23 protein-coding genes and 1 pseudogene are annotated in these 25,092 nt (G+C 46.3%); 10 read left to right on the top strand and 14 right to left on the bottom strand.

What is annotated here, in order from left to right:
* Positions 1 to 208 precede the first annotated feature (208 nt).
* Positions 209 to 2,644 carry a phosphoketolase family protein gene (locus tag EL645_RS00415; protein ID WP_126548216.1) on the top strand — a complete coding sequence of 812 codons (2,436 nt, stop codon included), beginning with the start codon at positions 209 to 211 and terminating at the stop codon, positions 2,642 to 2,644.
* 97 nt (positions 2,645 to 2,741) lie between these two features.
* Here EL645_RS00415 and EL645_RS00410 read toward each other — a convergent pair whose 3' ends face one another.
* The 3 genes from EL645_RS00410 to EL645_RS00400 are packed head-to-tail and all read right to left on the bottom strand — an operon-like array spanning position 2,742 to position 7,462.
* The gene (locus EL645_RS00410; protein ID WP_126548215.1) at positions 2,742 to 3,107 is read right to left on the bottom strand and encodes a response regulator; all 366 of its coding nucleotides are present in this window, start codon (positions 3,105 to 3,107) and stop codon (positions 2,742 to 2,744) included.
* A gap of 18 nt (positions 3,108 to 3,125) precedes the next feature.
* Entirely contained in the window at positions 3,126 to 6,668 is a 3,543-nt protein-coding gene (locus EL645_RS00405; protein ID WP_371865707.1) for an ATP-binding protein, read from the bottom strand.
* Positions 6,623 to 7,462 carry a helix-turn-helix domain-containing protein gene (locus EL645_RS00400; RefSeq protein ID WP_126548213.1) on the bottom strand — a complete coding sequence of 280 codons (840 nt, stop codon included), beginning with the start codon at positions 7,460 to 7,462 and terminating at the stop codon, positions 6,623 to 6,625. Before EL645_RS00400 ends, EL645_RS00405 begins: the two co-directional genes overlap by 46 nt.
* Positions 7,463 to 7,916: 454 nt before the next feature.
* Between EL645_RS00400 and EL645_RS00395 the strand changes: the two genes are divergently transcribed.
* Positions 7,917 to 8,735 carry a hypothetical protein gene (locus EL645_RS00395; RefSeq protein ID WP_126548212.1) on the top strand — a complete coding sequence of 273 codons (819 nt, stop codon included), beginning with the start codon at positions 7,917 to 7,919 and terminating at the stop codon, positions 8,733 to 8,735.
* Between the two features lie 63 nt (positions 8,736 to 8,798).
* Here the strand turns inward: EL645_RS00395 and EL645_RS00390 are convergent, their stop codons facing one another.
* Positions 8,799 to 9,677 carry a nucleoside hydrolase gene (locus tag EL645_RS00390; RefSeq protein WP_126548211.1) on the bottom strand — a complete coding sequence of 293 codons (879 nt, stop codon included), beginning with the start codon at positions 9,675 to 9,677 and terminating at the stop codon, positions 8,799 to 8,801.
* Between the two features lie 225 nt (positions 9,678 to 9,902).
* Between EL645_RS00390 and EL645_RS00385 the strand changes: the two genes are divergently transcribed.
* Positions 9,903 to 10,130 carry a hypothetical protein gene (locus EL645_RS00385; protein WP_126548210.1) on the top strand — a complete coding sequence of 76 codons (228 nt, stop codon included), beginning with the start codon at positions 9,903 to 9,905 and terminating at the stop codon, positions 10,128 to 10,130.
* Positions 10,131 to 10,433: 303 nt separating this feature from the next.
* Positions 10,434 to 11,075, top strand: coding sequence for a cytidylate kinase-like family protein (locus tag EL645_RS00380; protein ID WP_161976990.1), 642 nt, complete (start codon positions 10,434 to 10,436; stop codon positions 11,073 to 11,075).
* A 76-nt stretch (positions 11,076 to 11,151) separates the two neighbouring features.
* Here the strand turns inward: EL645_RS00380 and EL645_RS40420 are convergent, their stop codons facing one another.
* Positions 11,152 to 11,403 carry a hypothetical protein gene (locus EL645_RS40420; protein ID WP_218031644.1) on the bottom strand — a complete coding sequence of 84 codons (252 nt, stop codon included), beginning with the start codon at positions 11,401 to 11,403 and terminating at the stop codon, positions 11,152 to 11,154.
* Complete coding sequence (locus tag EL645_RS00375) at positions 11,360 to 12,235, bottom strand: LLM class flavin-dependent oxidoreductase (RefSeq protein ID WP_218031643.1); 876 nt, start codon at positions 12,233 to 12,235, stop codon at positions 11,360 to 11,362. The genes EL645_RS40420 and EL645_RS00375 overlap by 44 nt, the downstream gene beginning before the upstream one ends.
* 454 nt (positions 12,236 to 12,689) lie before the next feature.
* On the opposite strand from EL645_RS00375, the gene EL645_RS00370 reads away from it, so the two are divergent.
* From EL645_RS00370 to EL645_RS00360, 3 genes are all read left to right on the top strand, one after another.
* Positions 12,690 to 13,583, top strand: coding sequence for a PIG-L deacetylase family protein (locus EL645_RS00370; RefSeq protein WP_161976989.1), 894 nt, complete (start codon positions 12,690 to 12,692; stop codon positions 13,581 to 13,583).
* A gap of 281 nt (positions 13,584 to 13,864) precedes the next feature.
* Positions 13,865 to 15,409 carry a DUF7125 family protein gene (locus tag EL645_RS00365; protein WP_126548207.1) on the top strand — a complete coding sequence of 515 codons (1,545 nt, stop codon included), beginning with the start codon at positions 13,865 to 13,867 and terminating at the stop codon, positions 15,407 to 15,409.
* Entirely contained in the window at positions 15,406 to 15,774 is a 369-nt protein-coding gene (locus tag EL645_RS00360) for a response regulator (RefSeq protein ID WP_126548206.1), read from the top strand. The genes EL645_RS00365 and EL645_RS00360 overlap by 4 nt, the downstream gene beginning before the upstream one ends.
* 62 nt (positions 15,775 to 15,836) lie before the next feature.
* On the opposite strand, the gene EL645_RS38870 is transcribed toward EL645_RS00360, so the two are convergent.
* Together EL645_RS38870 and leuA are read right to left on the bottom strand one after the other, a co-directional pair.
* Positions 15,837 to 16,052 (bottom strand): hypothetical protein, encoded by a 216-nt coding sequence (locus tag EL645_RS38870; RefSeq protein ID WP_136625146.1) that lies wholly within the window; start codon positions 16,050 to 16,052, stop codon positions 15,837 to 15,839.
* Between the two features lie 489 nt (positions 16,053 to 16,541).
* Positions 16,542 to 18,221 (bottom strand): 2-isopropylmalate synthase, encoded by a 1,680-nt coding sequence (leuA, locus tag EL645_RS00355; RefSeq protein WP_126553939.1) that lies wholly within the window; start codon positions 18,219 to 18,221, stop codon positions 16,542 to 16,544.
* A gap of 522 nt (positions 18,222 to 18,743) precedes the next feature.
* Here leuA and EL645_RS00350 point away from each other — a divergent pair.
* The gene (locus tag EL645_RS00350) at positions 18,744 to 19,592 is read left to right on the top strand and encodes an NAD-dependent epimerase/dehydratase family protein (protein ID WP_126548205.1); all 849 of its coding nucleotides are present in this window, start codon (positions 18,744 to 18,746) and stop codon (positions 19,590 to 19,592) included.
* A 346-nt stretch (positions 19,593 to 19,938) separates the two neighbouring features.
* Entirely contained in the window at positions 19,939 to 20,703 is a 765-nt protein-coding gene (locus EL645_RS00340; protein ID WP_126548203.1) for a dienelactone hydrolase family protein, read from the top strand.
* A gap of 293 nt (positions 20,704 to 20,996) precedes the next feature.
* On the opposite strand, the gene EL645_RS00335 is transcribed toward EL645_RS00340, so the two are convergent.
* Positions 20,997 to 21,983 carry a glycosyltransferase family protein gene (locus EL645_RS00335; RefSeq protein ID WP_126548202.1) on the bottom strand — a complete coding sequence of 329 codons (987 nt, stop codon included), beginning with the start codon at positions 21,981 to 21,983 and terminating at the stop codon, positions 20,997 to 20,999.
* Positions 21,911 to 22,372 carry a hypothetical protein gene (locus EL645_RS00330; protein WP_126548201.1) on the bottom strand — a complete coding sequence of 154 codons (462 nt, stop codon included), beginning with the start codon at positions 22,370 to 22,372 and terminating at the stop codon, positions 21,911 to 21,913. The genes EL645_RS00335 and EL645_RS00330 overlap by 73 nt, the downstream gene beginning before the upstream one ends.
* A gap of 190 nt (positions 22,373 to 22,562) precedes the next feature.
* Between EL645_RS00330 and EL645_RS00325 the strand changes: the two genes are divergently transcribed.
* Positions 22,563 to 23,048, top strand: coding sequence for a redoxin domain-containing protein (locus EL645_RS00325; RefSeq protein ID WP_126548200.1), 486 nt, complete (start codon positions 22,563 to 22,565; stop codon positions 23,046 to 23,048).
* A gap of 29 nt (positions 23,049 to 23,077) precedes the next feature.
* Here the strand turns inward: EL645_RS00325 and EL645_RS40415 are convergent, their stop codons facing one another.
* From EL645_RS40415 to EL645_RS40400, 4 genes and pseudogenes are all read right to left on the bottom strand, one after another.
* A complete protein-coding gene (locus tag EL645_RS40415; protein WP_218031641.1) occupies positions 23,078 to 23,566 on the bottom strand; it encodes a transposase in 489 nt (162 codons plus the stop codon).
* Positions 23,517 to 23,945: an IS5 family transposase gene (locus EL645_RS40410; RefSeq protein ID WP_218031640.1), complete on the bottom strand. Its 429-nt coding sequence runs from the start codon at positions 23,943 to 23,945 to the stop codon at positions 23,517 to 23,519. Before EL645_RS40410 ends, EL645_RS40415 begins: the two co-directional genes overlap by 50 nt.
* A gap of 298 nt (positions 23,946 to 24,243) precedes the next feature.
* Positions 24,244 to 24,646 (bottom strand): annotated as a pseudogene (locus tag EL645_RS40405) (transposase); the annotation flags it as partial.
* Positions 24,597 to 25,025 carry an IS5 family transposase gene (locus EL645_RS40400; protein WP_218031640.1) on the bottom strand — a complete coding sequence of 143 codons (429 nt, stop codon included), beginning with the start codon at positions 25,023 to 25,025 and terminating at the stop codon, positions 24,597 to 24,599. The pseudogene EL645_RS40405 and the gene EL645_RS40400, both read right to left, overlap by 50 nt.
* Positions 25,026 to 25,092: the final 67 nt, after the last annotated feature.

The following is a 25,092-nucleotide window of genomic DNA, read 5'->3' as shown; positions in this document are numbered from 1 at the left end:
GTAAGCGGATGTTTAGTGTGCTTTAAGGTGAGATGTTTACATTTGTTGATGTATTTCCGTATACAGACTGAGAGGGTGTTCCTCTTTATAGTAAACATCTCGATGGTAGACATCCGGGCCTGAGACGATTTGATAAGAAAAGAAAAACAAGGATAGGCCTAAAGGAGAGACGGAAATTTCGTTCTAATAAAAAGGAGAAGTCGTGGCTATGGCAAAACAGTTGACTTATAGCACCTCTGCGCGAGAGCCGATTGCCGCAGCGGATATTCGTGCGCAGCATGCTGATACATTAGATGCGATTGCTCGTTATCGACGCTTTACTAATTACCTGGCCGCAGCACAAATCTTTTTGAGAGATAATGTTCTGTTGGAAGAGCCCTTGAAACCTGAGCATATAAAAGATCGTTTGCTTGGACACTGGGGGACGAGCCCGGGAATCAACCTTGTATATGCGCATTTAAATCGTCTTATTCTACAATATGATATAGACATGTTTTTAGTGACAGGGCCAGGACATGGAGCACCAGCGAATCTTGCCAACCTCTATCTTGAAGGATCGCTCCATGACTTCTACCCCGAGCTTACTTTTGATAAACAGGGAATACATACTTTTATACGCAATTTCTCCTGGCCTGGTGGTTTTCCCAGTCACCTCTATCCTGGCGTACCGGGCACGATTCACGAAGGGGGAGAGCTTGGATATGCATTAGCGACAGCCTTTGGCGCGGCCATGGATAATCCAGACGTTGTGGTGGCCTGTATTGTGGGAGATGGCGAAGCAGAGACAGGCCCCACCGCTACAGCCTGGCATAGCTACAAGTTTCTTAATCCAGCCGAATCAGGCGCAGTATTGCCAATACTTCATCTCAATGGTTATAAAATCTCTAACCCAACCATCTATGGTACCATGAGTGATGAGGAGCTCACCAATCTCTTTACCGGGTATGGATATCAGATACAGATTGTCGAAGGTGGAGAGCATGATGATCTGGATGCTCAAATGTATGGTGCACTGGATTGGGCATACCAGGAAATCCGAACCATTCAGCAAGCAGCACGTGAGGGAAATCCAATAGTGAAACCCTATTGGCCGCTTATCATCATGCGAACGCCTAAAGGGATGACTGCAATCAAAGAATTAGATGGTCAACCAATCGTTGGCTCTTATCGTTCTCACCAGGTGCCAATTGAAGATCCAAAGACGAACCCTGCACATCTAGCCTTGCTAGAGCAATGGCTACGCTCATATCACCTTGAAGAGCTTATTACCGAGGAGGGGCGACCTAAAACTGAGATCTTAGAGCAATGCCCGGTTGGGGATCGGCGTATGGGGAAGAATCCACATACTTATGGTGGAAAGATTACCCGTGACCTGGAACTGCCAGATATTACAAACTATGCTGTTCAAGAGGACCGTGGTATGCCGACACGCCGTGGAGGCACGAATGTCAGCAGCATGGAACAGGTAGCGCTCTACCTGCGGGATGTAATTCGTCAAAATCCCCAGCTTTTCCGCATTTTTAGCCCGGATGAATTGCAATCAAACAAACTGGGTGCAGTGTTAGATGTTAAGCCGCGCGAATATGAGTGGCCGGTTCCTCCGCATAATGAAAAGGTTGCAGCGCAGGGTGGACAAGTGATCGAGGTACTTAGTGAACATGATTGTCAGGCCTGGTTACAGGGTTATATTCTCACCGGACGGCATGGCCTTTTCCCAACCTATGAAGCATTTTTAAATATTATCGTATCGATGATGGACCAGTTCTCGAAATTCCTTAAAATTTCTAGTGAATTCCCCTGGCGCCTTCCCGTTCCTTCACTCAACTACCTGGAAACCTCTACATTATGGAGACAGGAGCACAATGGATTTTCCCATCAGAATCCTGGTTTCATCAACTCTGTGCTTAACAAAAAAGCTTTAGTGTCTCGGGTTTATCTTCCACCTGATGCGAACTGTCTTGTTAGCACGATGGATCACTGCCTCCAAAGCAAAGGAAAGGTGAATCTCATCATTGCAAACAAGCAGCGCATGCCGCAATGGCTTTCGATGGATGAAGCTATCGCACATTGCCGCGCTGGCGCATCAATCTGGTCATGGGCTAGTACAGATGACGGTGTTGATCCAGATGTCGTACTTGTAGGTATTGGTGACAACCTGACCCTGGAAGTATTAGCCGCAGCACAAATTTTACGCGACGAACTGCCTGAGCTGAGGGTGCGGGTCGTCAACGTCACAGATCTGTTTATCCTGGAGAATGAATCTGACCATCCACATGGTTTGAATCAAGACATGTTTGAGGCGCTTTTCACCAAAGACCGTCCCGTGATCATCAATTTCCATGGTTATCCATCGGCTGTCAAGCAACTGTTGTTTGGCCGTCACAATATTGACCGCTTGATTATCAACGGTTATCGTGAAGAAGGAACGACAACGACCCCATTTGATATGAATGTGCGCAACGGAACCAGTCGTTATCACCTTGTTATACAGGCTATTCGTCAAGCGGCGGCCCACAATCCTCGTGTAGCCGCACGTGTGAACGAGCGTGTCAGCCATTACGAATATCGTCTCACCGAACACCGAAACTATATACAGGCTCACGGATCAGATCCGCAAGAAATTGTCGAATGGCAATGGCACTAACTTTTGAAGAAAGACCAGGACTCAATAGGGTCCTGGTCTTTAATATTTACATGCCATAATTTTTTATAGGTTCCTTCGGTTTCTTCGTGGATGCGGCCTATATTATATGTTGCTCGATTTTTGCTAGCAGATCATCCAGGTCAAAAGGCTTAGCTAAAAAATCATCAGCACCTGCTTCGCAGGCGATATGTTCTGTTTCTCGATTAGCTGAGATGAGGATAATAGGTAGTTTTTTTGTTTCCTCCTGACTCTTTAAATGCCGGCATACATCTTGCCCATTCCAACCGGACAGACGAATATCCAGAAGTAAAAGGTCGGGATAGCCATGAGGGAAGGTTCCTATAGTAGCGCCATCTTTTGTGCTTTCTACCTCATATCCTACATCTTCTAGAAAAAGTGTCAGAGCATCGAGGATTGCTGCATCATCATCGGCGATGAAAATTTTTTTCTTTTGCTGAGTCATAGTATGCTTCTTTCACTCTTATGCGGTTACATCTTGTTGGTCTAATGGTAACGAAAATGTGAATATAGATCCTTTGCCTGACTCGCTTTCCACATAGATTGAACCATGATGTCGTTTTACAAATTCGGCAGAAATATATAGTCCCAACCCCAGGCCTGGATATGTTGATTGAGTATCGCCTTCAACCCTGAAGAAGCGTTGGAAGATATGTTGTAGCTTTTCTTGAGGAATGCCGATGCCAAAATCTTGCACAGAGGTACTGATACATGCACCTTTTATTTCTGTGCGCACCAATACCTTTTCTGCTTTTGGAGAGTATTTAATGGCATTTGTCAGCAGATTGGTGAGGACCTGACCAATACGATCTCGATCAGCACAAAGGACCACGGATTCCGCCAGTTCCAACTGAAGGACCTTGGTCGTTGTGCGTTGTATTTCTTCTATAATCTCCTTGACCAGGGTATTGTAATCAAACGAGGAGGGATGCAATTGCAATTGACCGCTCTCTAGCTTTGTAACATCTAATAGATCTCCAATCAATGTTGTTAGCTTGGTTAATTGTGCATCCATCTTAACAAGTAAGCTTGAAGAGCGAGTATCGCCGGCTTTGCGGAACTGGCGCTCTAGTAACTGCGCATAGGCTTTGACACTGGTAACAGGAGTTTTTAATTCATGGCTAACGATCCCGATAAAGTCATCCTTTTTCTGCTGCAGTTGTTTTTGTTCAGTAATATCGCGAGCGATAGTAGAGAGGTATGATACGGTTCCCTGATCATTTTTATGTGCTAATATCACCTGTGAAACTGGGATCTCTACACCATTTTTATGGCACAAAGCTGTTTCACCTGTCCATATGCCGTGTTGGAGGGCCGTTGGTATACCTTTTTCCTGAACAATCTGTGCTGCCCAGAGGGGATGATAAGCGGTATATATAGATTCCAATGGAGCTTCCGACTCTCCAACCAAATTTTTCCCCGCCTGATTGATGTACTGTAATTTACCTTCTAGCGTAGCGGTCGCAACAAAGTCTGTCGTTGCCTCAAGGATGGCCGTCAACTTTTGCGTTTCTTCTTCTGCCTCCTTCAGAGCGGTAATATCAGTATTGGTGCCAAACCAATGGATAATCTCCCCCTGCTCGTTCCTGATAGGGATAGCACGCGCCAGAAACCAGGAATAGGTGCCATCATATTTGCGTAGCGTAAATGTATCTTCCCACGGCTCACCTGTTTGGAGGGATCGATTCATCTTATTTACAATTTGTTCAACTTGTCTGGGATGATGAGTATCTTGCCAGCCCCAGCCCTTTAACTCTTCAAATGTTTTGCCCGTATAATCATACCAGCGAGAATTATACCAATACCGCCAGCCGTCAGGAGTAGCCATCCAGACAAGGTTAGGAATGTTATCAGCGAGGGTTCGAAAGCGTGCTTCACTTTCCTTGATATATTGGCGTGTGAGAACCTGTTCAGTGACTTCAGTAACAAGAATGAGCATACGAGCCTGAGTCTTGCGAGTTTCTTTGATAGGATGCACAACGAAGTTAAAATATCGCTGTTCATTGTCAGCTTTATTAAAAATGACTGGAAACTCATCTGCGGTGAAGGTTTCACCTGACTCAAAGACATTATCGAAAATTTCATATATTCCTTGCCCGCTCACTTCTGGGAAAACCCTGCGGAAACTTTTTCCTACTAGCTCTTCCTGGGTGCGATCAAATAAATTTTGATACGAAGGATTAGCAAGGGCGAAGGTATGATCCTGACCTTCGACTACCGCAATCGCAGCGGGTGCTTGCCAGAATAAATCATAGAGCTGTTCCTGCTCTGTTTGTATTGCCACCTCGGTTTCTTTGCGCATGCGGGCTAATTTCAGGTGGGTATTCACACGCGCCAATAGCTCCTGGGCGCTGAACGGTTTAATGAGATAATCGTCAGCACCTGCCTGTATGCCCTCGACCTGCGCCTCTTCCCCGGCTCGGGCGGAAAGTAAGATGACTGGTGTATTTCTTGTCTCTTTCATAGAGCGAAGTGCTTCAAGCAATTCAAAGCCATTCATGCCCGGCATCATAATATCCGTCAACACTAGATCAGGATGATATTGTTTGACGACTTCAAGTGCGGCTTTGCCATTCGGAACGGTCAGCACATCATGAGTCGCGCGTAGTAATCTACTGACATAAGCTCGCATATCCGCATTATCATCAACGAACAAGATACGTGATGATATTATTTCTCCTTTAGCGCCTGGCTGGACCTCAGAGATGGCTGGTGAACTGGTAGGAATGCTCTCTTGTTCTTCCGATATATACTCAAAGTGTTGCTCATATCCAGGAATTAAGCTGGTTAGCTCATTTTTATACAAAGTAGTACTAAGTGGACTAGAAGTAGCTTTTTGTACATTTGCATGGGAAGCTCGTGTTGCCTGGTGGGTGTGGAATGGAAGGGAGATAGTGAAGGTACTTCCAACACCCAGGGTACTGGTAACTTCGATAGTTCCTTCGTGTAATTTGACTAGCTCATATACAAGGGATAAGCCAATGCCGGTACCCTCATATGTGCGACCCTCAACTCCAGTGACACGATGGAAGCGTTCAAACATATGTGGGAGTTCCGACTCAGGAATGCCGACCCCAGTATCTTGAACAGAGAACACCACATTTGTCCCTTGTGGTTGGAGGGTTACGGTAATACAACCATGCAACGTATATTTGAACGCATTGGAGAGGAGATTCATGACAATTTTTTCCCACATTCCCTGATCTACATAGACAGGAGAAGAAAGCGGGGGACAATTTACTACTAATTGCACGCCTGCTTTTTCAATAGCCGAGCGGAAATTACTAACCAGATCAATGGTCATCGTAGCAAGGTCTGTGGGTGTATAGACGGCTTGCATTCTGCCCGCTTCTATACGAGAAAAATCCAGGAGCGTATTAACAAGCTTTAGCAAGCGCAATGCATTCTGATGAAGAATAGTAGTATTTTCATATTGTTCTGGCAATAAATGTTGGCGTGTTGATAACAATTCTTCAATAGGGCCAAGCATCAATGTGAGGGGAGTGCGAAACTCATGAGAGATATTACTGAAAAAGAGAGTTTTAGCACGATCTATCTCTGCCAATGCCTCAGCTCGTTTGCGCTCTTCTTCATATGCCTGTACATTTGTGATACTAGCTGTGATCTGACCTGCTACAAGGCTAAGGAAGCGCTGATATTCTTCATCAAAGGCACGAAAAGGATTCAAACCAACGATTAAAATACTTGTTTGTCCTGTTTGCCCAGATGATATCATTGGTAACAATGCGGCCTTGTAAGGAGCTTTGTGCCAGGCACCTGTTGGTAAATCGTGAAATGGACGATCCAATCTGGTTACCAACTGAGTCTGGCGTGCTTTAATTACTTCATTGAAAGGCCAGAAGGAGTGCTCGGTCAGCGCCACAGTTTCAGGAGCTACTGGATGATCTGTTTTAATGCCTGAGGTGCCGGCCAGAGTTGCTACTTGTTTCTCCTGATCTATCAAATAAACCATAGCGAATGGGAAATCATAGGGATTCTGTTCCAGACTGGCTGCGCATAGATGGCAGGCATCTTCAATGGTGCGTGCTTCAACCGCGGACGACGCAAGGGTATGCAGTAAGTTGAGTTGTCTTTCCTCAATAATGTGTTGTGTATCATCTGTATTGGCACAAATAATTCCCCCACTCCTCCATCATCTGCTGGTACAGGACTGTAAGAGAAAGTATAATACGTTTCTTCTTGATAACCATGGCGCTCCATAATTAAGAGCAGGCCCTCATCGTATGTACCCTCATTGTCCCTCATTGCACGCTGCAAGCGTGGCTCGATAGAATCCCATATTTCCTGCCATACTACAGATGTAGGTTGACCCAATGCAGTAGGGTGTTTTCCCCCAACAATCGATTTATAGGGGTCATTATAGAGCATGATCAGATCTGGACCCCAGCCAATCCAGATAGGCTGACGAGAAGTTAGCATGATGCGCACAATTGTTTTTAAACTTTGCGGCCAATTTTCGGCAGGGCCAAGCGATGTTTTTGACCAATCCTTAGTGCGTATGAGCTCGCCCATTTCCCCACCACCACTGAGGAAATCAAGCGTAGATTTTAATTTTGAATCGCCATTAGTGTTATGAGTATGGGGGTTCTTAATAGGAAGATGCTCATCTTTCACAGTCTGAAGTAATGCCTCTTTGCTAAAGAGCCAACCCCCTTGTGTCCCGACCTGTTTGCCTGCTAATTTCTTCTCGCGTGTCCAGCGCTTGATTGTATTTGGATTCACCCCAAGGAAAGCAGCCGCCTGGTAAATATTGAGGAACAATGGTTCTTTTTGCGTCATAGCTCTTCCTGACTCTAACTATCTCGACTAATCGTGACTGGTGTGATATTTTTGAAAAAGCATAGCAAAACGAGCTATAAAATTCAAGCCATTAAGCACTAAATAATCCAAACTATGTTCGAGAATTTATCGATTACGAAATATCTAACTGCTCAGTATTTACAAAAAAACTCATGAATTTTTGTAAGCCCAACTTCTTAAGCTAAAGAGTTTTTATTCAAGGCACGAACATGCAATGCGGTTAGTTTCAAGTTCTTCGCCGAGAGTGAAAAATGGTCCTGCCTATTTCGTTATGGGGTGAGAAAAACTTGAAGCTTTCTTGAGTTTTTCTGAATAGTCTATCCTGAGTTTTCCTATATAATGTAGCAGGGTTATACATTGATGAATTTGACATTGCATATTCATTGTTTCAAGCAAATAAATAGAAGCAGCATTTAGTAAGGAATAATTAACCATGTCATATGATCCAAATTTTCCTTTTAATAATGGACAAGCGCAGGGTAATCCTGAGCCAGACGATGATCCAAGAACTGTACCCATGCAGTCAAACTTTGAAACGGTCTCCTCATCCCAGCCGATGCCTCAACCTTCTGACTACGATGCACCAACGGTTGCCTATGGACAGAATGCGACATTGCCAGAGCCAACGATCGCACCCATGGGAAATCCTTCCCAGGGTTTTGCTCAGCCGGGAATGAACTTTCAAGGGACTATGCCACCGGCTACAACAAAGCCGCCCAAAAAACAACCGAGTAAAAAAATGCTGTTGATCGGCGGCGTAAGCATCCTTGTCTTGCTACTCCTTGTTATCGGTGTTCTGCTGATCTTACCTAACCTGACAGCGAGCGCCTCTAATCAGGCTACCAATGCCACCCCGGTTGCGGCAGCGACTCCTGCTGCTAATGCTACAAAGCCGGCCAATCGAAATATATATACTCCTTACCTGGCGCGCTATCGGTCCACTATCCGAAGCCAGATTGCTCAGGGGCTGCACCTGCCTGTTGATCAGCTCGAGACACAATTGAAGGGAGGAGCAACCTTAAGCAGTATGGCGACCACCCAGGGTATCTCTACTACTCAATTACAGACTATTATTAAGTCAGCTTTCCAGCAGGGATTTCAGCCTTCAATCACTAGTGGTGAACTTACACAAAAGCAAGTAAACACATTGATTACGCGTATGCTCAAGCAGCCTCAGACGCTTGATCGTTTTCTGGCTGTTCAGGCAAAAAGTGGCAATGGCGCCAAAAAGAGTGCGACCCCAACTGTATAATGCCAACTACACAGGGAGCAGGCAGGCTAACTGGTCTTCCTGCTCCCTGTGTAGCCTTATGATTTAAAAGACGCGGAAATACTCCTCAAAGAAACGCTCAGGGTGAACATCTAGCGCGACTTCGTGTCTGGGTGATGAGTTGTTGGTGGTCCAATATGTTTTTCCCGCCAGTTCTGTATTGGCAAGTTCGACCTCTACAGTACCGGGTATAAAAGTACAGATAGAAGGATTAAAGATCGTTGTGGCAGCTAATGGATCATGAAAAGTGATCTGATCAGATTTTTTGAACCAGACATTCGCAAAATCCAGCACCGGTCGTAAGAGTGGAGCAGAACATTTTTCACGGAACTGGTTAGCATTCATCGTTACCCGGGTAGTAACATCCAGGCCCAGTGAGCGATGGTAGCGCACCGGAGCCTGATAGACGATATGTGTTGCATGTGGGTCATTGAGCGCGTTCCATTCACGTTCAGGACTTCCCGCAACCGTATCAGTAAACACCCCACACATTAAAACCAACTGCTTTAAGAGAGCAGGAATTTCAGGATCAACACTAAAAAGCAGACCTAAATTTGTCATAGGGCCGATGCCCAATAGAACCACCTCGCCAGGATTAGCCCGGATAGTCTGGCGCAAAAACTCAATAGCCTCCCCATGTGGAAATACAGTATCATGTTCCCATTTATCCAAGGCCGCCGCCTGTGGAGCGTAAGGTTGTTGGGCTTCAATGAGCAGCGGATGCTCCACACCAGGAAAAATGGGAACATTTTTGTCCGCAATCTTGCACAAAGCGCTAGCCATCATCGCACGTTTATCTGCCTCACCTGAAACCGTTGTAACACCCAGCAACTCGCATTCTGGCTGAGCGAGCAGATAAGCAAGGCAGACAGCATCATCGATATCACTGCCAATATCGGTATCCAGAATGACTTTTATTGACATCAATGCCTCCTAATTGTTTTTTACCTACTGAATAAAAGATATCATTTTTCTAATACACTTGTTGAGAAATACCTGATAACTACTAAAAGCCATTCTCTAAAAACCAGACCCGTTCACTTGAGTTCTTGTCCCTTTTTTTACCGCAATTGCTGGCTCAAAAAAGAATAGCCCCATAAGAGCGAAAATCGTTCACTATGCAAACTTGCTCAAATGAGGAATGGAAGGATGAATACTATTCTGGACCAGGTAAATAACATTTGCGATGAAGATTTTGCCCTGCAGCTTTTTGACTCACTACAGAGCATTGACTCTTCAGCAGAAATTTCGCCTTATATAACGTGTGGTGGGAAGATGTATTATGAGTGGTGGATTGCGAACCAGCATGGTATGAGCGCAACAATCGCCGAGGCGGTACAGAACATGTTCGCGGGCAAGTTAATGAGCATCCTCTAATCGAGACCGGGCCTGAATGACTGTAAAATGCAGGGCATTGAAGGAGAGGACAATGTTTTCCTGTCCTTTTGGGCATTATTGTCTTCTATGTTACCAGCCAGTGGTTGTAAGGGAGAAATCATCCAATAGAATCATCAGATAGGATGAACCCATTGCATAACGAAGCGGCTACACTTTTCGCAGGCAGCTTATTTTTAACGTAAGAAAGAAGCGAAACATGGTTCCTAATGTATCTCAATCCGCCTCGATATGTGCCATTACCGTATCGCGAGAATACGGGAGTGGTGGGGAGAAATTGCGCGGATGTTAGCTATCCATCTTGGTTGGACATTGATGGATGCACAAATTATCCAGCTAGTAGCCCAGAAGCTGGGTATCAGTAGAGCTATTGCACAGACTCATGATGAGCATGTTGAAGGATTTGCAGAACGTCTATTTGAAGCCACGCAATATTTTATGCCACCCGTAGTCTTGAATGAAGCTATCGGACCCTCAATTAATGATTTGACCTATAGCCATGCATCAGGCCAGGTTTTGCGAGCCGCAGTTGATATGGGCCAGGTTGTGATTGTCGGCAGGGCTTCGCAAGTGGTTCTGGCCAGCTATCGGAATGTGCTCCATGTCCGCATCGTAGCTCCCCTCAAGCAGCGTATTGTTTATGTTATGCAGCGTGAAGGATTGGATGTAAAAGCTGCGGAAGCGCGGATAAAGCAAAAAGACCATCAGCGACACCAAAATATCAAAGAGCAATTTAACAAGGATAATAGTGATGCCCATCTTTACGACATTATTATCAACACAGGTATACTAGATCTACCTTCTGCGGTAGAGCTTATCTTCCTGGCCATGGTCTGCAAGGCGCGGAAGCTAAGCGTACCAGCAGAACAATTGGGACCAGCATTTGGATTGCCGCGCTACCCAGGGCGTCCAGGCGATCTGCACTAACCGATACTTCCACAGGTGTGCACAGACGATAAGCGCACCTGTGGAAGTATCGGTTAGTGCAGATCGCTTTGAGGAATTACAGAGAGGTAACCTGATGTAAAGTATCCTCCTGCTGCTCATTAGCCGTACCTGTTAGATTTTCGGTAGCTGATGGCAATTGAAATGCAGAAGCCAATAATTCAAAAGCTCGACTACGGTTTTCGTGTCCATACATCATAGCTGAAATCATCAACTCATCAGCACCTGTTTGTTGGACCAGATCAAGCAACTTCTCTCGAACCACTTCAGGGCGGCCAACTATTTGCCGTCGTCGTGTCTCGCTGACCACTGCCTGTTCCGCCATCGTATAGTGATAAGCGCGTGTCTCTTCTGGGGATGGGAGTGGACCCGCGTGACCTGTGCAGCCGTAACCAGGCCAGTGCCATCGCAGCAGCCAACTCCTGCGCCTGCTCATCAGTTTCCGCACAGATAACGCCAGTAGTCAGAATGACCCTGGAGGATTGCACCTGTTTAGATGGAACGAATTGATCACGATACATCTGAATGGCAGGCAGAGCAAAATCAGGATTAATATGATGAGCAAAAGAAAAGCCTACTCCCAGCATGGCAGCCGCCTGGGCACTGAAATCGCTGGACCCAAGCAACCAGATGGGTGGTAAAGAGATATTGGTGGGAATAGCCCTCACCGACCTGAAAGGGTGACCACCTGGGAAGCCTTCAGCCTCACCCGCGAACGCCAGTAGCTCAGCCAACTGTTCCGGGAAGTCATCCGCATTGAGTGCCTCGCGGGATCGGCGTAAAGCCAGAGCGGTTCTAGGATCTGTACCTGGAGCGCGTCCAAGACCTAGATCAATGCGTCCTGGATGCAATGCCTCCAAGACCTGAAAATTTTCCGCCACCTTCAGTGGTGAATGGTTAGGAAGCATAACGCCACCAGAACCAACACGAATGCGTTGAGTTACCTGAGCGACATGGCCGATCATAATTTCTGGTGCAGGACTGGCCGTCATACTGGTGTTATGATGCTCAGCTAACCAATAACGGCTATAGCCCAGACGATCAGCCAGACGAGCCAGTTTAAGTGTATTTTGTAATGCCTCGGCACTAGTGGAACCTGAATCAACAGGTGAGAGATCTAGTATAGAAAGAGGAAGTGACATAGTAATTTCCTTTAGTATAAGTAACAAAAATAAGCTTACATTTCTTTTCTCTTATTCATAACAATAGAATGACCATAAATTATCCCCTGGCCTAACAGTCAGGGATTTTTTATGTTCCTCTTTGATGCCTGCGGCGTCGGGTTGGGAGTGTGTGGTGGGCGCCCGCCCACCACACACTCCACACCTGAAAGAAGATCCATCGTATCGCTTGCTCGTGATCTCTGGACGAACAGTAAAAAGCCCTGACTAACAGAAAGAATTTCTTGACAAGAGATGCATCTTTCCCTATACTTAATATAGTTGATCAATTTAGTCGACAATAATAAGATTGACGAATGGAGTAGGGGCATAGTTGCCTTAAGCATCTTGTGGATAAATGGTGGAGTTAGTGAGGGACTGTTTCCTCTTTTTCAAGGGGAAGCGGCAAAAAATGAAAGCAACGGGAGGAATCAAAATGTCTTCTCCATTAAAATTAATGTTCATATTAGCCCATCCAGATGACGAATCACTAGCCCTGGGAGGGACAATTGCCAAATATGCTGCTGAAGGAGTTGAGACCACGTTGGTAGTTGCGACCCGGGGCGAGCGTGGTTGGTTTAGCGATTGGAAAGACTATCCTGGAGAAAAAGCATTAGGGGAGATACGAGAGCAAGAATTACGGCGCGCTTGCCAGGCTCTGGGTATCAAACGCCTGGATTTTCTCAATTATATAGATGGGGATCTGGACCAGGCAGAAGAAAGCGAAGCCATCTTCAAAATTGTCACCTTATTAAGGACAATCCGTCCTCATGTTGTGGTCACATTTGGTCCAGAAGGACTTTATGGGCATCCTGATCACATTGCTATTTCACAATTGACGACCTCCGCTGTAATGTGTGCGGCTTCCCCTTATTATCCCCATAGCAATGGAACTGAAACGCACAGCATCTCGAAGCTCTATTATCGTGTATCGCCAGAAGAATGGTTTACCCAATATATGCCTATTTTCGGTAACCTGATCATGACTATCGATGGACAGGAAAGGCGTGCGACCTCATGGGTAAACTGGTCCATCACCACTCGGTTGGATACCAGGCCATACTGGCAATCCGTATGGCAAGCCATCCAATGTCACCAGACCCAGATACCAGATGAAACCATTTTACAACGAATATCCGAGCAAACACATCAACAATTATGGGGCACGCAAGAATACTATCGTGTATTCAGCCTGGTAAATGGAGGCCGAAAAGAAGAGCATGATCTTTTTGAAGGTTTGCGCCTGGTTTCCCATGAGAAGCGGGGTGATTCTTATAGTCTGATTTTTACTCCAATACAACAGGCCTATCAAATTAATGTAGCACAATAGTGCTCAGATGCGAGCGTTATTGAACAATATCAGCCCCTTGCCTCTCTATCTAATCATTAGATAGAGAGGCAAGGGGCTGATATTGTTCAATAACCAGTACTTACTACTATCTTTTCCTCAATTGCTAGGTACTTCTCGTATGTATATTGTATATTCCAGATAATTATTGAGCACCATATTCAATGCGATACCGGGGTATATTTATCATTTCTGTAAGTTAAAAAGTATAAATATGAAACGACTCCTGAAACCATACCGTAACTAAAGAGGAGAGTATATAGATGACAGATGTTACTAATCAACCTACAATAATTGAACGTGTCCCAAGTGGGATTGAGGGATTTGACCAAATTTTACGTGGTGGATTTTTAAAGGGTGAAACATATCTGCTCATGGGCCCACCGGGAGCAGGTAAGACTATTTTTGGCAATCAAATCTGCTTTCATCATGTCGCTACTGGTGGGCGTGCCATCTATTTAACGCTGCTAGCGGAGACGCACAGCAGAATTTTATCGCACATGCAGTCTTTTGACTTCTTTTCCGCAGATCCAGTTGCTGATAAACTTACCTATCTTAGCGGCTATGCTACCCTGGAGCAACAGGGTTTGGATGCACTAACAACGCTTATTCGCAAAGAAGTCCGCAAGCAGCGGGCCACTTTCCTAGTCATTGATGGGATGTTAACCATCGAGCAAAATGCTACAACCCTGCGGGACCGTAAGGAATTTTTGCATGCTTTAAGCGTAACCACTGAGGCTGTTGGTTGTACGACGCTCTTATTGATGCAATATGACAAAGATATTTACGATCAGCCAGAGCACACCATGGTTGATGGACTTTTTCACCTCTCGTCATACCTGCATCACTCGCGATCTATCCGAGAAATGCAAGTGCATAAATTTCGTGGCAGTAGTTTTCTGGAAGGTCGCCACTCATACACAATAGGTAACCGTGGTATTGAAATCTATCCACGCACCGAAGCACTTATGAAGACAAGGCCAATTTTGCCACCTTCGTCACTCACATCCGTTCTACCAACGAGCAGAATGGCCTTTGGTTTACCTCGTTTTGATGAAATGATTAATGGTGGACTTCCAACTGGATCTATTACCGCAGTCCTCGGCGCTCCTGGCACAGGGAAAACATTGTTGGGGTTACATTTTCTTTATGCTGGAGCCAGACAAGGAGAGCAGAGTCTATACTTTGGTTTTCATGAATCGCCTGCTCAACTGAAACGGCGCATGACCTATTTAGGATTAAGTATGGATGATGAAGCAGTAAATGAGCACCTTGACTTCTTATCGCAGCCTCCCACGGAAGACATCGTAGATATCTTAGGTGAACAAATTCTCACAGCTGTTCACACAAAGAAGGTCAAGAGGCTCTTCATTGATGGATTGGCTGGTTTTCAAAATACCGCAGTATCTCAGGAGCGGCTGGACCTTTTCTTAACCTCATTATTTACAGCCTTACGCAATCTAGATGTCACAACCATCTGGACGATAGAACTAGCGGATCTGTTTAACCCAGCTATTGTCATGCCGGTGCAGATCAGTAAAATGGCTGTTCTGGTTGAAAATATCGTGTTTTTACGGTATGTAGAACTGTATTCGCAGCTATACCGTCTTATCTCTATCATGAAAATGAGGCAAAGTGGATATGACTCTTCGATCCGAGAATTTCGTATCAACGATCATGGTTTAGATGTTGCTTCTACCTTTACCAGTGCGGAGGCTATTTTAGCCGGCAATGCACATTCCACAACGACCTATAACCTATCAACCTCCAAGGATGATCCTTCATCCTCCCGAGAGGAGCAACAATGAGTACTATACTGGTTGTTGATGATGAAGTATCGATTATCGAAGTATTGAGGGATGTGCTCATAGACGAGGGGTATGAGGTCATGACCGCCAGCAATGGAAAAGAAGGGTTGGCCTGTTTAGAAAAAACGCGCCCCGATCTGGTATTATGTGATGTCATGATGCCTGTCATTGATGGAAGAGAACTGTGCCGCAGGATGACTGCCAATCCACATTTGCGCTCAATTCCACTTATCTTTATGACAGCGGTACATAAAGCATTTAATCAGATCGACTGTCACTATGTAGCGGTGATTGCCAAGCCATTTGATATAGACGAAGTGCTAGATATTGTGGCCAGATTTATAAAATTGGCGCGCTACTCATAAAGTAAACAGAAAAAGCCACCATTTGAACATTCAAATGGTGGCTTTTTCTGTTTATTGTTTTTTTAGCCATGTTTTTGTGTATATAGCTCGCTGCGATTTTTAAGCATAACTTGCAGAAGCGAAAAAGCCTCATCAATGGTGAGATTTAATTCATTGAGAGTTTCGGTGTCAAAAATACGAACTTGCTCAGGATTTTGTGGATTAAATGAAATTTCGTAGTTATCGGCGCTTATTTGCACTCTCGATCTCGCTTTCTCAATATCGCTATCGAGGTCCATCTCAAAGGATACTTGTGGAACTATTTACTGATAATCCTTAAGGAATTAATTTCTAGTATTTTATAAGATGTATTAAAAAAAGAAAAATAGTTAGTACTTTTTGGACAATATTCTTGCGCGGACGTGCGCTGGCGCGCCCGCACTTTTTTTCTGTATGGTGCCAAAGGTGCGCAGGGCGCACCTTTGGCACCATACAGAAAAACTTCTTGGGTGCCTTTAGCACTCAAACTCAGGCGTAAAGGTTGTGGCGATCATGAGGATCAGACACATTCCTTCAATGTGTCTGATCCTCATGATCATGGGAAGTGTGCCGCCTTTGCGCGGACGTGCGCGGGCGCGCCCGCGCTTTTATTCTTGTGTGGTGCAAAAAAGGGCGAGGGCACCCTTTTTTGCACCACACAAGAATACTTCTTGAGCGCCTTTGGCGCTTTTAATTAAGGGAGGACAACCATCCGGTTAATGGGATGGTTGTCCTCAAAGTAACAAAGTTCAGTTAGCAGAGGAGGACCGATTGAGGCCGCTCAAAACAGCCTTAATGGAGGCAATTTCTATATTCGTATCCATGGCAGCACCAAATAAGGTACCCGATTCTGTTTGAAGTTGGATGTAGGCAACTGCCTGAGTTTCAGATCCCTGGCCAATCGCATGTTCATTGTAGGTCAGTAGTTTAAAGGAAGCCAGATGATGCTGGTTCAAGGCACGTACAAACGCATCAATCGGGCCATTACCCTGAGCACGGAGTTCGTGTACCACATCATTCACTGTTACGCAGGCCACACACTCTATTGTTTGTGAGGAGTCTTTATTTAGAAGTGTTCGGCTTTCAAAAGACTGCAAGGAGAAAGGACGTGTACGTGTCAGGTATTCTTGTTCGAAAGCGGTGAAAAGTTCTGTAGAGAGAATTTCCGAACCACGAACATCGGCTAAATGTTTGATGACCTTACCAAATTCGATATGCATAGCCTTTGGTAATTGAAGGCCGAACTCGCTTTCCATCAGATAAGCAACGCCACCCTTGCCAGATTGTGAGTTAATGCGAATGATAGCCTCATAGGATCGACCAATATCCTTGGGATCGAGAGGCAGATAGGGGACATCCCAGAGATCGCTTGAAGAAGCATCCTGCGCATTCATACCCTTATTAATGGCATCTTGATGAGAGCCAGAAAAGGCTGTAAAGACGAGCTCACCAGCGTATGGCTGGCGAACCGGAACTGGCAGCCGGGTGCACTTTTCATAAATCTGCTGGATCGCTTGAATATCGCTAAAGTCGAGGTCGGGATCCACCCCCTGAGTATACATATTGAGTGCCAGCGTCACAATATCCACATTACCGGTACGTTCACCATTGCCAAAGAGCGTGCCCTCAACGCGTTCAGCACCTGCCAGTAAACCTAGCTCACTGGAAGCGACCCCAGTACCACGATCATTATGAGTATGCAAACTAACTATAGCGGTCTCACGATTGCGTAAATGACGGCAGAACCACTCAATTTGATCTGCATGAATATTTGGGGTTGAAACTTCTACCGTAGTAGGCAGGTTCAGGATGATTTTTTTATCTGGTGTTGGTTGCCAGATATCTACCACCGCCTCACAAATCTCAAGGGCAAAATCAATCTCAGTCAGCGAAAAGCTTTCAGGTGAATATTGCAGCGTGATATCAGTTTCTGGAAGGGTCGCAACCAGATCCTTAATTAGTCGAACGCCACGTACAGCGATCCCCACAATATCAGGTTTATCAAGGCCAAAGACGATACGCCTCTGTTGAGCTGAGGTTGAATTATAAATATGCACAATGGCTTTTTTTGCGCCGCGGAGAGAATCAAAGGTGCGATAGATCAAATCTTCTTTTGATTGTACGAGCACCTGGATAGTCACGTCATCAGGAATATGATTCTCTTCAATCAGGCGGCGTGTGAAATCATATTCTGTCTGTGAAGCGGAAGGAAAGCCAACTTCAATTTCCTTGAACCCCACCTTTACCAGGAGATCGAACATTTCCAGTTTCTCTTCAACGCTCATTGGGATTGGCAAGGCCTGATTACCATCACGTAGATCCACGCTACACCAGGTAGGCGCTGTCGTAATCACTTTGGATGGCCACTGTCGGTCTGGCAAGTCGATAGGAGTGAAGGGCCTATATTTTGTGATAGTTCCTTTTTGCATACCGCCACGTGTTTGCGTACTCATTGGTATTAAAGCTCCTTGCTACATATTCACTTACAAACAAAGAAAAAGAGGGGAGTGTATGATCTATTGTTGTCTGTCACGAGCGCTTAAATTTATGTGCTATCATACCATATGCTTTATATGGCTGTCGAAGGTCTGGAAAGATATTTGGATAGGTTGTGTCTTTTTTGTGGTTGGATGTTGGGGGTATGCGTGCGCCTGCGCGCCCGCACTGTTTCGTCATATGGTGTATAAAATGCCCCAATGGCATTTTATACACCATATGACAGTTATATCAAGTGGTGATTGCGTTTGGTGGGCGGCCGTGGCCGCCCACCAAACGCAATCACCACTTCCAACGAGACGGCGCAGGCGCCAAAGAGGAACAGTAAAAAGCCCTGGAATAATGTTGGAATCTGGTTGTGCGATGGGATGATTGTTGTTATACTGGGGGGGTAATGGTTTGCATATATGGATGTAAGCAGGTAAAGATGCATAATGGGGATGTGAGGTTGGTTTGTGAGAGTATTAGTTACCGGAGCAACGGGATTCTTGGGTCGACATTTGATAGATTTATTGGTAGTGCGTGGTGATGAAGTACGGGCATTGGTTTTGCCACAGGTAGATAGCTCTGATATACGACAAGAGGTTGAAGTAGTAAGGGGAGATATAAGTGATCCACCTTCTCTGGAAAGTGCAGTCAAAGGGGTACAACGCATTTATCACCTGGCCGCTAGAACGGGTCCCTGGGGGATGGATGAGGAGTATTGGAAGATTAATGTTTCAGGCCTGATGAACCTTCTCCACATGGCCTACACCCATAATATTGAGCGCATCGTCCATGTCAGCTCAACGACTGTCTACGGACACCACTTAAACGCGCTGGTAACGGAAGATCACTGTTACCATGCAGAAGATAATCCTTATAGTCGCAGCAAAATTGCAGGAGAACGTATACTGGCGAATCTTGTCAAAGATCTCAAGGTGCCAGTAGTAACTGTACGCCCCGGCTGGATTTATGGGCCGGGAGATAATGCTAGTTTTGGACGATTGGTTGCTCGAATAGAGAGGGGTCGCGCTTTTTTATTTGGTTCAGGCCAAAATATCGTACCCATTGTCTATGTTCGTGACGTTGCAAAAAGTCTTGTTCTTGCCGGAGATGCTGGAAAACAAAGTATCGGTCAGGCTTATACCATCGTTAATGATCAGCGCGTTACTCAATTTGAATACTTCAACGCAATTGCCCAGGCATTGCATACACGATCTGTAGTGCATAAAATTCCATTAGCAGCTTTAATCGCGTTGGGGCGAAGTGCAGAAAAGCTCTGGACATTAGCTGGCAGGCGAAGCGCATCTCCTCCCCCATAACCACCTATGGAATTACTCTGCTTGGATATGATCAACGTTTCTCAATTGAAAAAGCTCGGCGCGAGCTTGGCTATCAGCCAGAGTTTGATGTACAACAGGGTGTGGCGGCAGGAATTGAATGGTATCTAGCTCAGAAATATCAGCAGAACCCATAAATTGAGCGAAGGGTGTAGAATAAAGTTTAAGCTCTTCAGGGGAAAATGCTACCCTTTTTTGCGGCCCATGCATCTGCAACCTGGAAGAGGTCTGATACGTGCCAGAAAACGTATCAAATACTTGTCTGTATTTTGTATAGAGTATGTGCCGAAGATAACTTTTAGATAATAAGGAAAAGGAGAAATCCTCAATGTGTTATGACGACAATGCTCGCCCACCAGTCCCACCAGTTGAAGGTGGCAGTGCCCACGGTGAAGATATTGTATTAACGGCTGCTGACGGCAATCGTTTTGCTGCCTATGTAGCGTATCCTGACAAACCACTCGGTGCCCAGGTTGTTATCTATCCAGATGTACGCGGACTACATCAGTTTTATAAAGAGTTAGCCTTAAGGTTTGCCGAAACGGGTATTCAGGCAATTGCTATAGATTATTTTGGACGAACGGCGGGCCTTACCTCCAGAGATGATTCTTTTGAGTTCTGGCCGCACGTTCAACAACTGCAGTTAGCTTCATTCTTCTCTGATGTGAAAGCTGCTCAGGACTACCTGCACACCAGTCAGGGAGGAAAGCAGCCAACATTTGCAGTTGGTTTTTGTATGGGTGGAACGTTATCGCTGCTCAGCGGTACCCAGGATCTCGGCTATGCCGGTCTGGTTGGCTTTTATGCTGGCTTGAGCCGCAACTTTGGTGGAAACGGAACCGCGCTTGAGCGTGCAGGCGAGATTAAATATCCAGTACTTGGTCTCTTTGGTGGTGCTGATCAGGGAATACCGGCCGACCAGGTAGAGGCATTAGAGCAGAAACTGGAAGAGACCGGGGTGGAGCACGAAATTATAACCTATCCAGGAGCTCCTCATAGTTTCTTTGATCGTCGTTCAACCGAGTTTGCTGATGCATCGACTGATGCATGGAATAGGATTTTGCGTTTTATTGCTGCCCATTCAGCAAAATAAGTATATAGCTTGCCAATTAAGGAATGGAGGGGAGATGCAGCCGCATCTCCCCTCCATTCCTTAATTGGCAGTGTGTTGCTCCTGTGCGGGCGTGCGCATGCGCGCCCGAAGCTCTTATTAGCTGTTGTAGAAAATGTGCAGCGCACATTTTCTACAACAGCTAATAAGAAGAAATATATGCACTACATATTTTCTACAATAGCTAATAAGAAGAAATATATGCTATGGCATGCAGAAATTCATGCGTGAAGATTGCGGAGATCATGAGCACCAGGCACCTGCTGACTCTCACCTTACCTTGTTTGTTCGCGTGCTTGAAACCAATTAAAGAGGTAAGCTAATGTCAGGACTGCAAGCAATATATTGCGGATAGTAGCTACTTCGAAGAAGCCTGAAGGTAGATGAATATGGGCGGGATCCAGGATCTGAGAATAGAAGGCAACATAAATAAATGTCGTTAAAAAGGAGATCAAGCCCCATAGAATAGTCCATACCTTATTAAAGGCTCCCGCATAAGCCAGGAGAGGAATCAGCCAGATCAGATACTGAGGGCTAAAAACTTTTCCGGTAGCGATAAATGCCAGGGTAAGAGCGATCACTGTTTGTAGTAGAGTCATACGTCGTTGCCACTGTAGCCAGAGAATGTAAACTACACTTAATACAAAAAGCAGAGTAAATAATGGAGAAACAAAGGCATTAAGTGCGGTATACATGTTGATCGAACCGAAATCATAGGTAATGCGCCAGCTCATCCCTCCAAGATGGGCTAACCATAAAAGGCTTGCTCCCATCGACTCGATCTGAATGGGACGCTGTAGAAAATAAGAAAATTGACTAATAACAGCATATTGAAAGTCCAGTAGTGCGAAGGCACCTGTAACCGTGATCAAAAGAGCAAAGAATAGCAGGCAGTTGCGCCAGTGCCAACGCGTACATCCCAATATCGTATGGTAGAGTTGAGCCGGTAAGTTTTTCAGCGCTGTACTTGTAGGTGCATAGAGCTTTCCATCACTTTGCTGCTCCGCTATAAAAAAAGCCGGCAAGAGCAAAATTGGATATATCTTTAGAAGGACGGCGACTGCCAGAACAATATAAGCCATGCGCCAGCGTTTCTGGTGAGCCATAATCAGACTAAATAGGGTGCAGGTAGCAGGCAATAAATCATAGCGCATAGGAGCCAGTGCGCAGGCACCGATAACGAGGAAGATCAGAAAGGCGATCGCCCCCCACGTGGTCCATAGCGCAGCAACAGCCAGTAGACGAGTAAAATAGTTACACACATCAAAAAGGCAAAAGCAATCTGATAGTATGGCAACGGAACAAGGAGCGGTAGCGAAAAAGGGAGCAGGGTAAGTGGAGGGTATTCACGAGGCAACATATGAAACGCGGGACGGGTGACAGAGAGATCCAGAAAAGTGCACTGTACCGATGGGAGTAGATGGGTAGCACTGCTACCGAGCCAGAAAGTAAGAGCATAGCATTGATAACGCGCAGGATCAGTAGCAGGCCAGTAACTCTGGGCAGCCGCGCCGAGGAACATAAGTACTGTTATAATCAAAAGAGGATAAGTGCCCACCACGCCGCCACGTTGAGATAATTGTTGTTGCGTTTTTATATAGAAAAGTTTTACTTTGTCATTTTTATCATACTCAAATTTCTTTTGAAACAAAGGTTTATAAATCCTCTCTTTATATAAATTTGACAGTATCAAGTTGCAATGCTACAATCGCGAGCAGCATGCTAAGACCATTATCTTTCATCGTAACCAGAACTACAAGATGCATGATTGGTCGTGCCCGTAACAACCTCAATATTATATTCCTTGAAGAAGGAATATTTTTTAGTGGAAGGATTTTCTCATGGACAGTAGAAACCGCACTGAAACGAAAACCCTGAAGGTTGGGGATATTGCACCTGATTTTACTTTGAAGACAGCAAAAAATGAGCAATGGCACCTCAGTGATTTGCGCGGCAAGAAAAATGTCGTCCTGGCCTTTGTTCCTTTTGCATTCAGCAGTGTTTGTTCCGCCCAATTGCCCTCGTACGAGGCTGAGCTTGAGCGCTTTAAAGACTTTGACACTGAAGTGGTCAGCGTCAGCATGGATAGTCCCTATGCATTGAGCGCCTGGTCACAATCCATGCATACCTCATTTCCCCTGCTATCAGATTTCTATCCTCAGGGTACAGTAGTTGATCAATATGGTGTACGTCATGTGGCAGGCATGCCTGAACGAGCCCTCTTCGTCATTGATAAAGAAGGTGTAATCCGCTATATTGAAGTGCAACATGCCCCTGGAGAGATGCCTGATAATGAAGATCTCTTTGACGCATTGCGCAAACTTTAAATGAGCCATAAGAATGTGTCTTACTCCCATCAGCATGGGAACGGTGGAGCAAGCCTGGTCAACATGCCGACGCTCGCTGAGAGCGCGATGAAGGCCTCGGAGCTTTCTGGCAAGCCCTCGTGATCGCGACACAGACGGCGCCAGCGCGTGATCCAGGCGAAGCTGCGCTCGATGACCCAGCGCCGAGGGAGAGGATGAAAGCCTTTGGGAAACAACTGATCCCAATCGACGTTCTCTCCTTCGAGCACTAAGATGCCGCGTTTGGGTTCACGGAGCGCCTTGACCGTCTGCATGATCCAGCCCAGGTGTACCTTGAGCCAGGTAATGAAGTGGCCGCCATAGTGACTGTCTCCCCACACCAGCAGCATGCGGGGAAAGCGTGTTTTCAGTGACAAGAGCAAGGGCTGGCTTCCTTGCTGATCGGACCAATCGGCTCCGGTCACTTTGATGCCCATGAGATTGCCCAAGCTATCGACGAGGGCGTGACGTTTGCGCCCCCAGATTTTTTTTCCCCGCATCGTAGCCCTTGTTGGACCCGCGAACGGCACTGGTTTTGATGGATTGGCTATCAATCACCGCCGCAGACGGCTGAGGGTCATGCCCCTGTTGCGTGCGCATCTGCCCGCGCAAAGCATCGAGCACCTGAGTCCACACGCCTTGTTGTCGCCAGAGACGAAAATAATGGTACACCGTCTGCCAGGCGGGAAAGTCATGGGGCAACGACCGCCACGGGCAGCCGCTACGCAAGACGTAGAGGATGGCATCCACAATGGTGCGCCGTTCGTGAAGCGAAAAGGCGGCGTCCGGTTTGATCGCTGGGATCAAGGGTTCCAAGAGTTTCCATTGCTCATCAGTGAGATTGGAGGGATACGCTCGATACAGCCGTGTCTTAAACATGGCAACCTGCTCCTTTCCCGTCACTCTGCCGTACGTTGTGCTTCTTTCCTGTATCATCCCACAGGATCATCCATCCTCCAAACTCGTCCACACGAAACTTCTCTTTTTTCGTCTTTCTCCTCATTTGCTGTTTTGTCTATCCCATCAGTGAGGGTCCTTGCGTCCGATCACGATGGGAGTCAGACACATTCTAAGAATGTGTCTTACTCCCATCAGCATGGGAACGGTGGAGCAAGCCTGGTCAACATGCCGACGCTCGCTGAGAGCGCGATGAAGGCCTCGGAGCTTTCTGGCAAGCCCTCGTGATCGCGACACAGACGGCGCCAGCGCGTGATCCAGGCGAAGCTGCGCTCGATGACCCAGCGCCGAGGGAGAGGATGAAAGCCTTTGGGAAACAACTGATCCCAATCGACGTTCTCTCCTTCGAGCACTAAGATGCCGCGTTTGGGTTCACGGAGCGCCTTGACCGTCTGCATGATCCAGCCCAGGTGTACCTTGAGCCAGGTAATGAAGTGGCCGCCATAGTGACTGTCTCCCCACACCAGCAGCATGCGGGGAAAGCGTGTTTTCAGTGACAAGAGCAAGGGCTGGCTTCCTTGCTGATCGGACCAATCGGCTCCGGTCACTTTGATGCCCATGAGATTGCCCAAGCTATCGACGAGGGCGTGACGTTTGCGCCCCCAGATTTTTTTTCCCCGCATCGTAGCCCTTGTTGGACCCGCGAACGGCACTGGTTTTGATGGATTGGCTATCAATCACCGCCGCAGACGGCTGAGGGTCATGCCCCTGTTGCGTGCGCATCTGCCCGCGCAAAGCATCGAGCACCTGAGTCCACACGCCTTGTTGTCGCCAGAGACGAAAATAATGGTACACCGTCTGCCAGGCGGGAAAGTCATGGGGCAACGACCGCCACGGGCAGCCGCTACGCAAGACGTAGAGGATGGCATCCACAATGGTGCGCCGTTCGTGAAGCGAAAAGGCGGCGTCCGGTTTGATCGCTGGGATCAAGGGTTCCAAGAGTTTCCATTGCTCATCAGTGAGATTGGAGGGATACGCTCGATACAGCCGTGTCTTAAACATGGCAACCTGCTCCTTTCCCGTCACTCTGCCGTACGTTGTGCTTCTTTCCTGTATCATCCCACAGGAT

The sequence above is a fragment of the Dictyobacter kobayashii genome, assembly GCF_003967555.1.
Taxonomy (GTDB): Bacteria; Chloroflexota; Ktedonobacteria; order Ktedonobacterales; family Ktedonobacteraceae; genus Dictyobacter; species Dictyobacter kobayashii.
The sequence above is the reverse complement of the archived record's forward strand: the minus strand, read 5'-3'. Positions and strand labels throughout refer to the sequence as shown.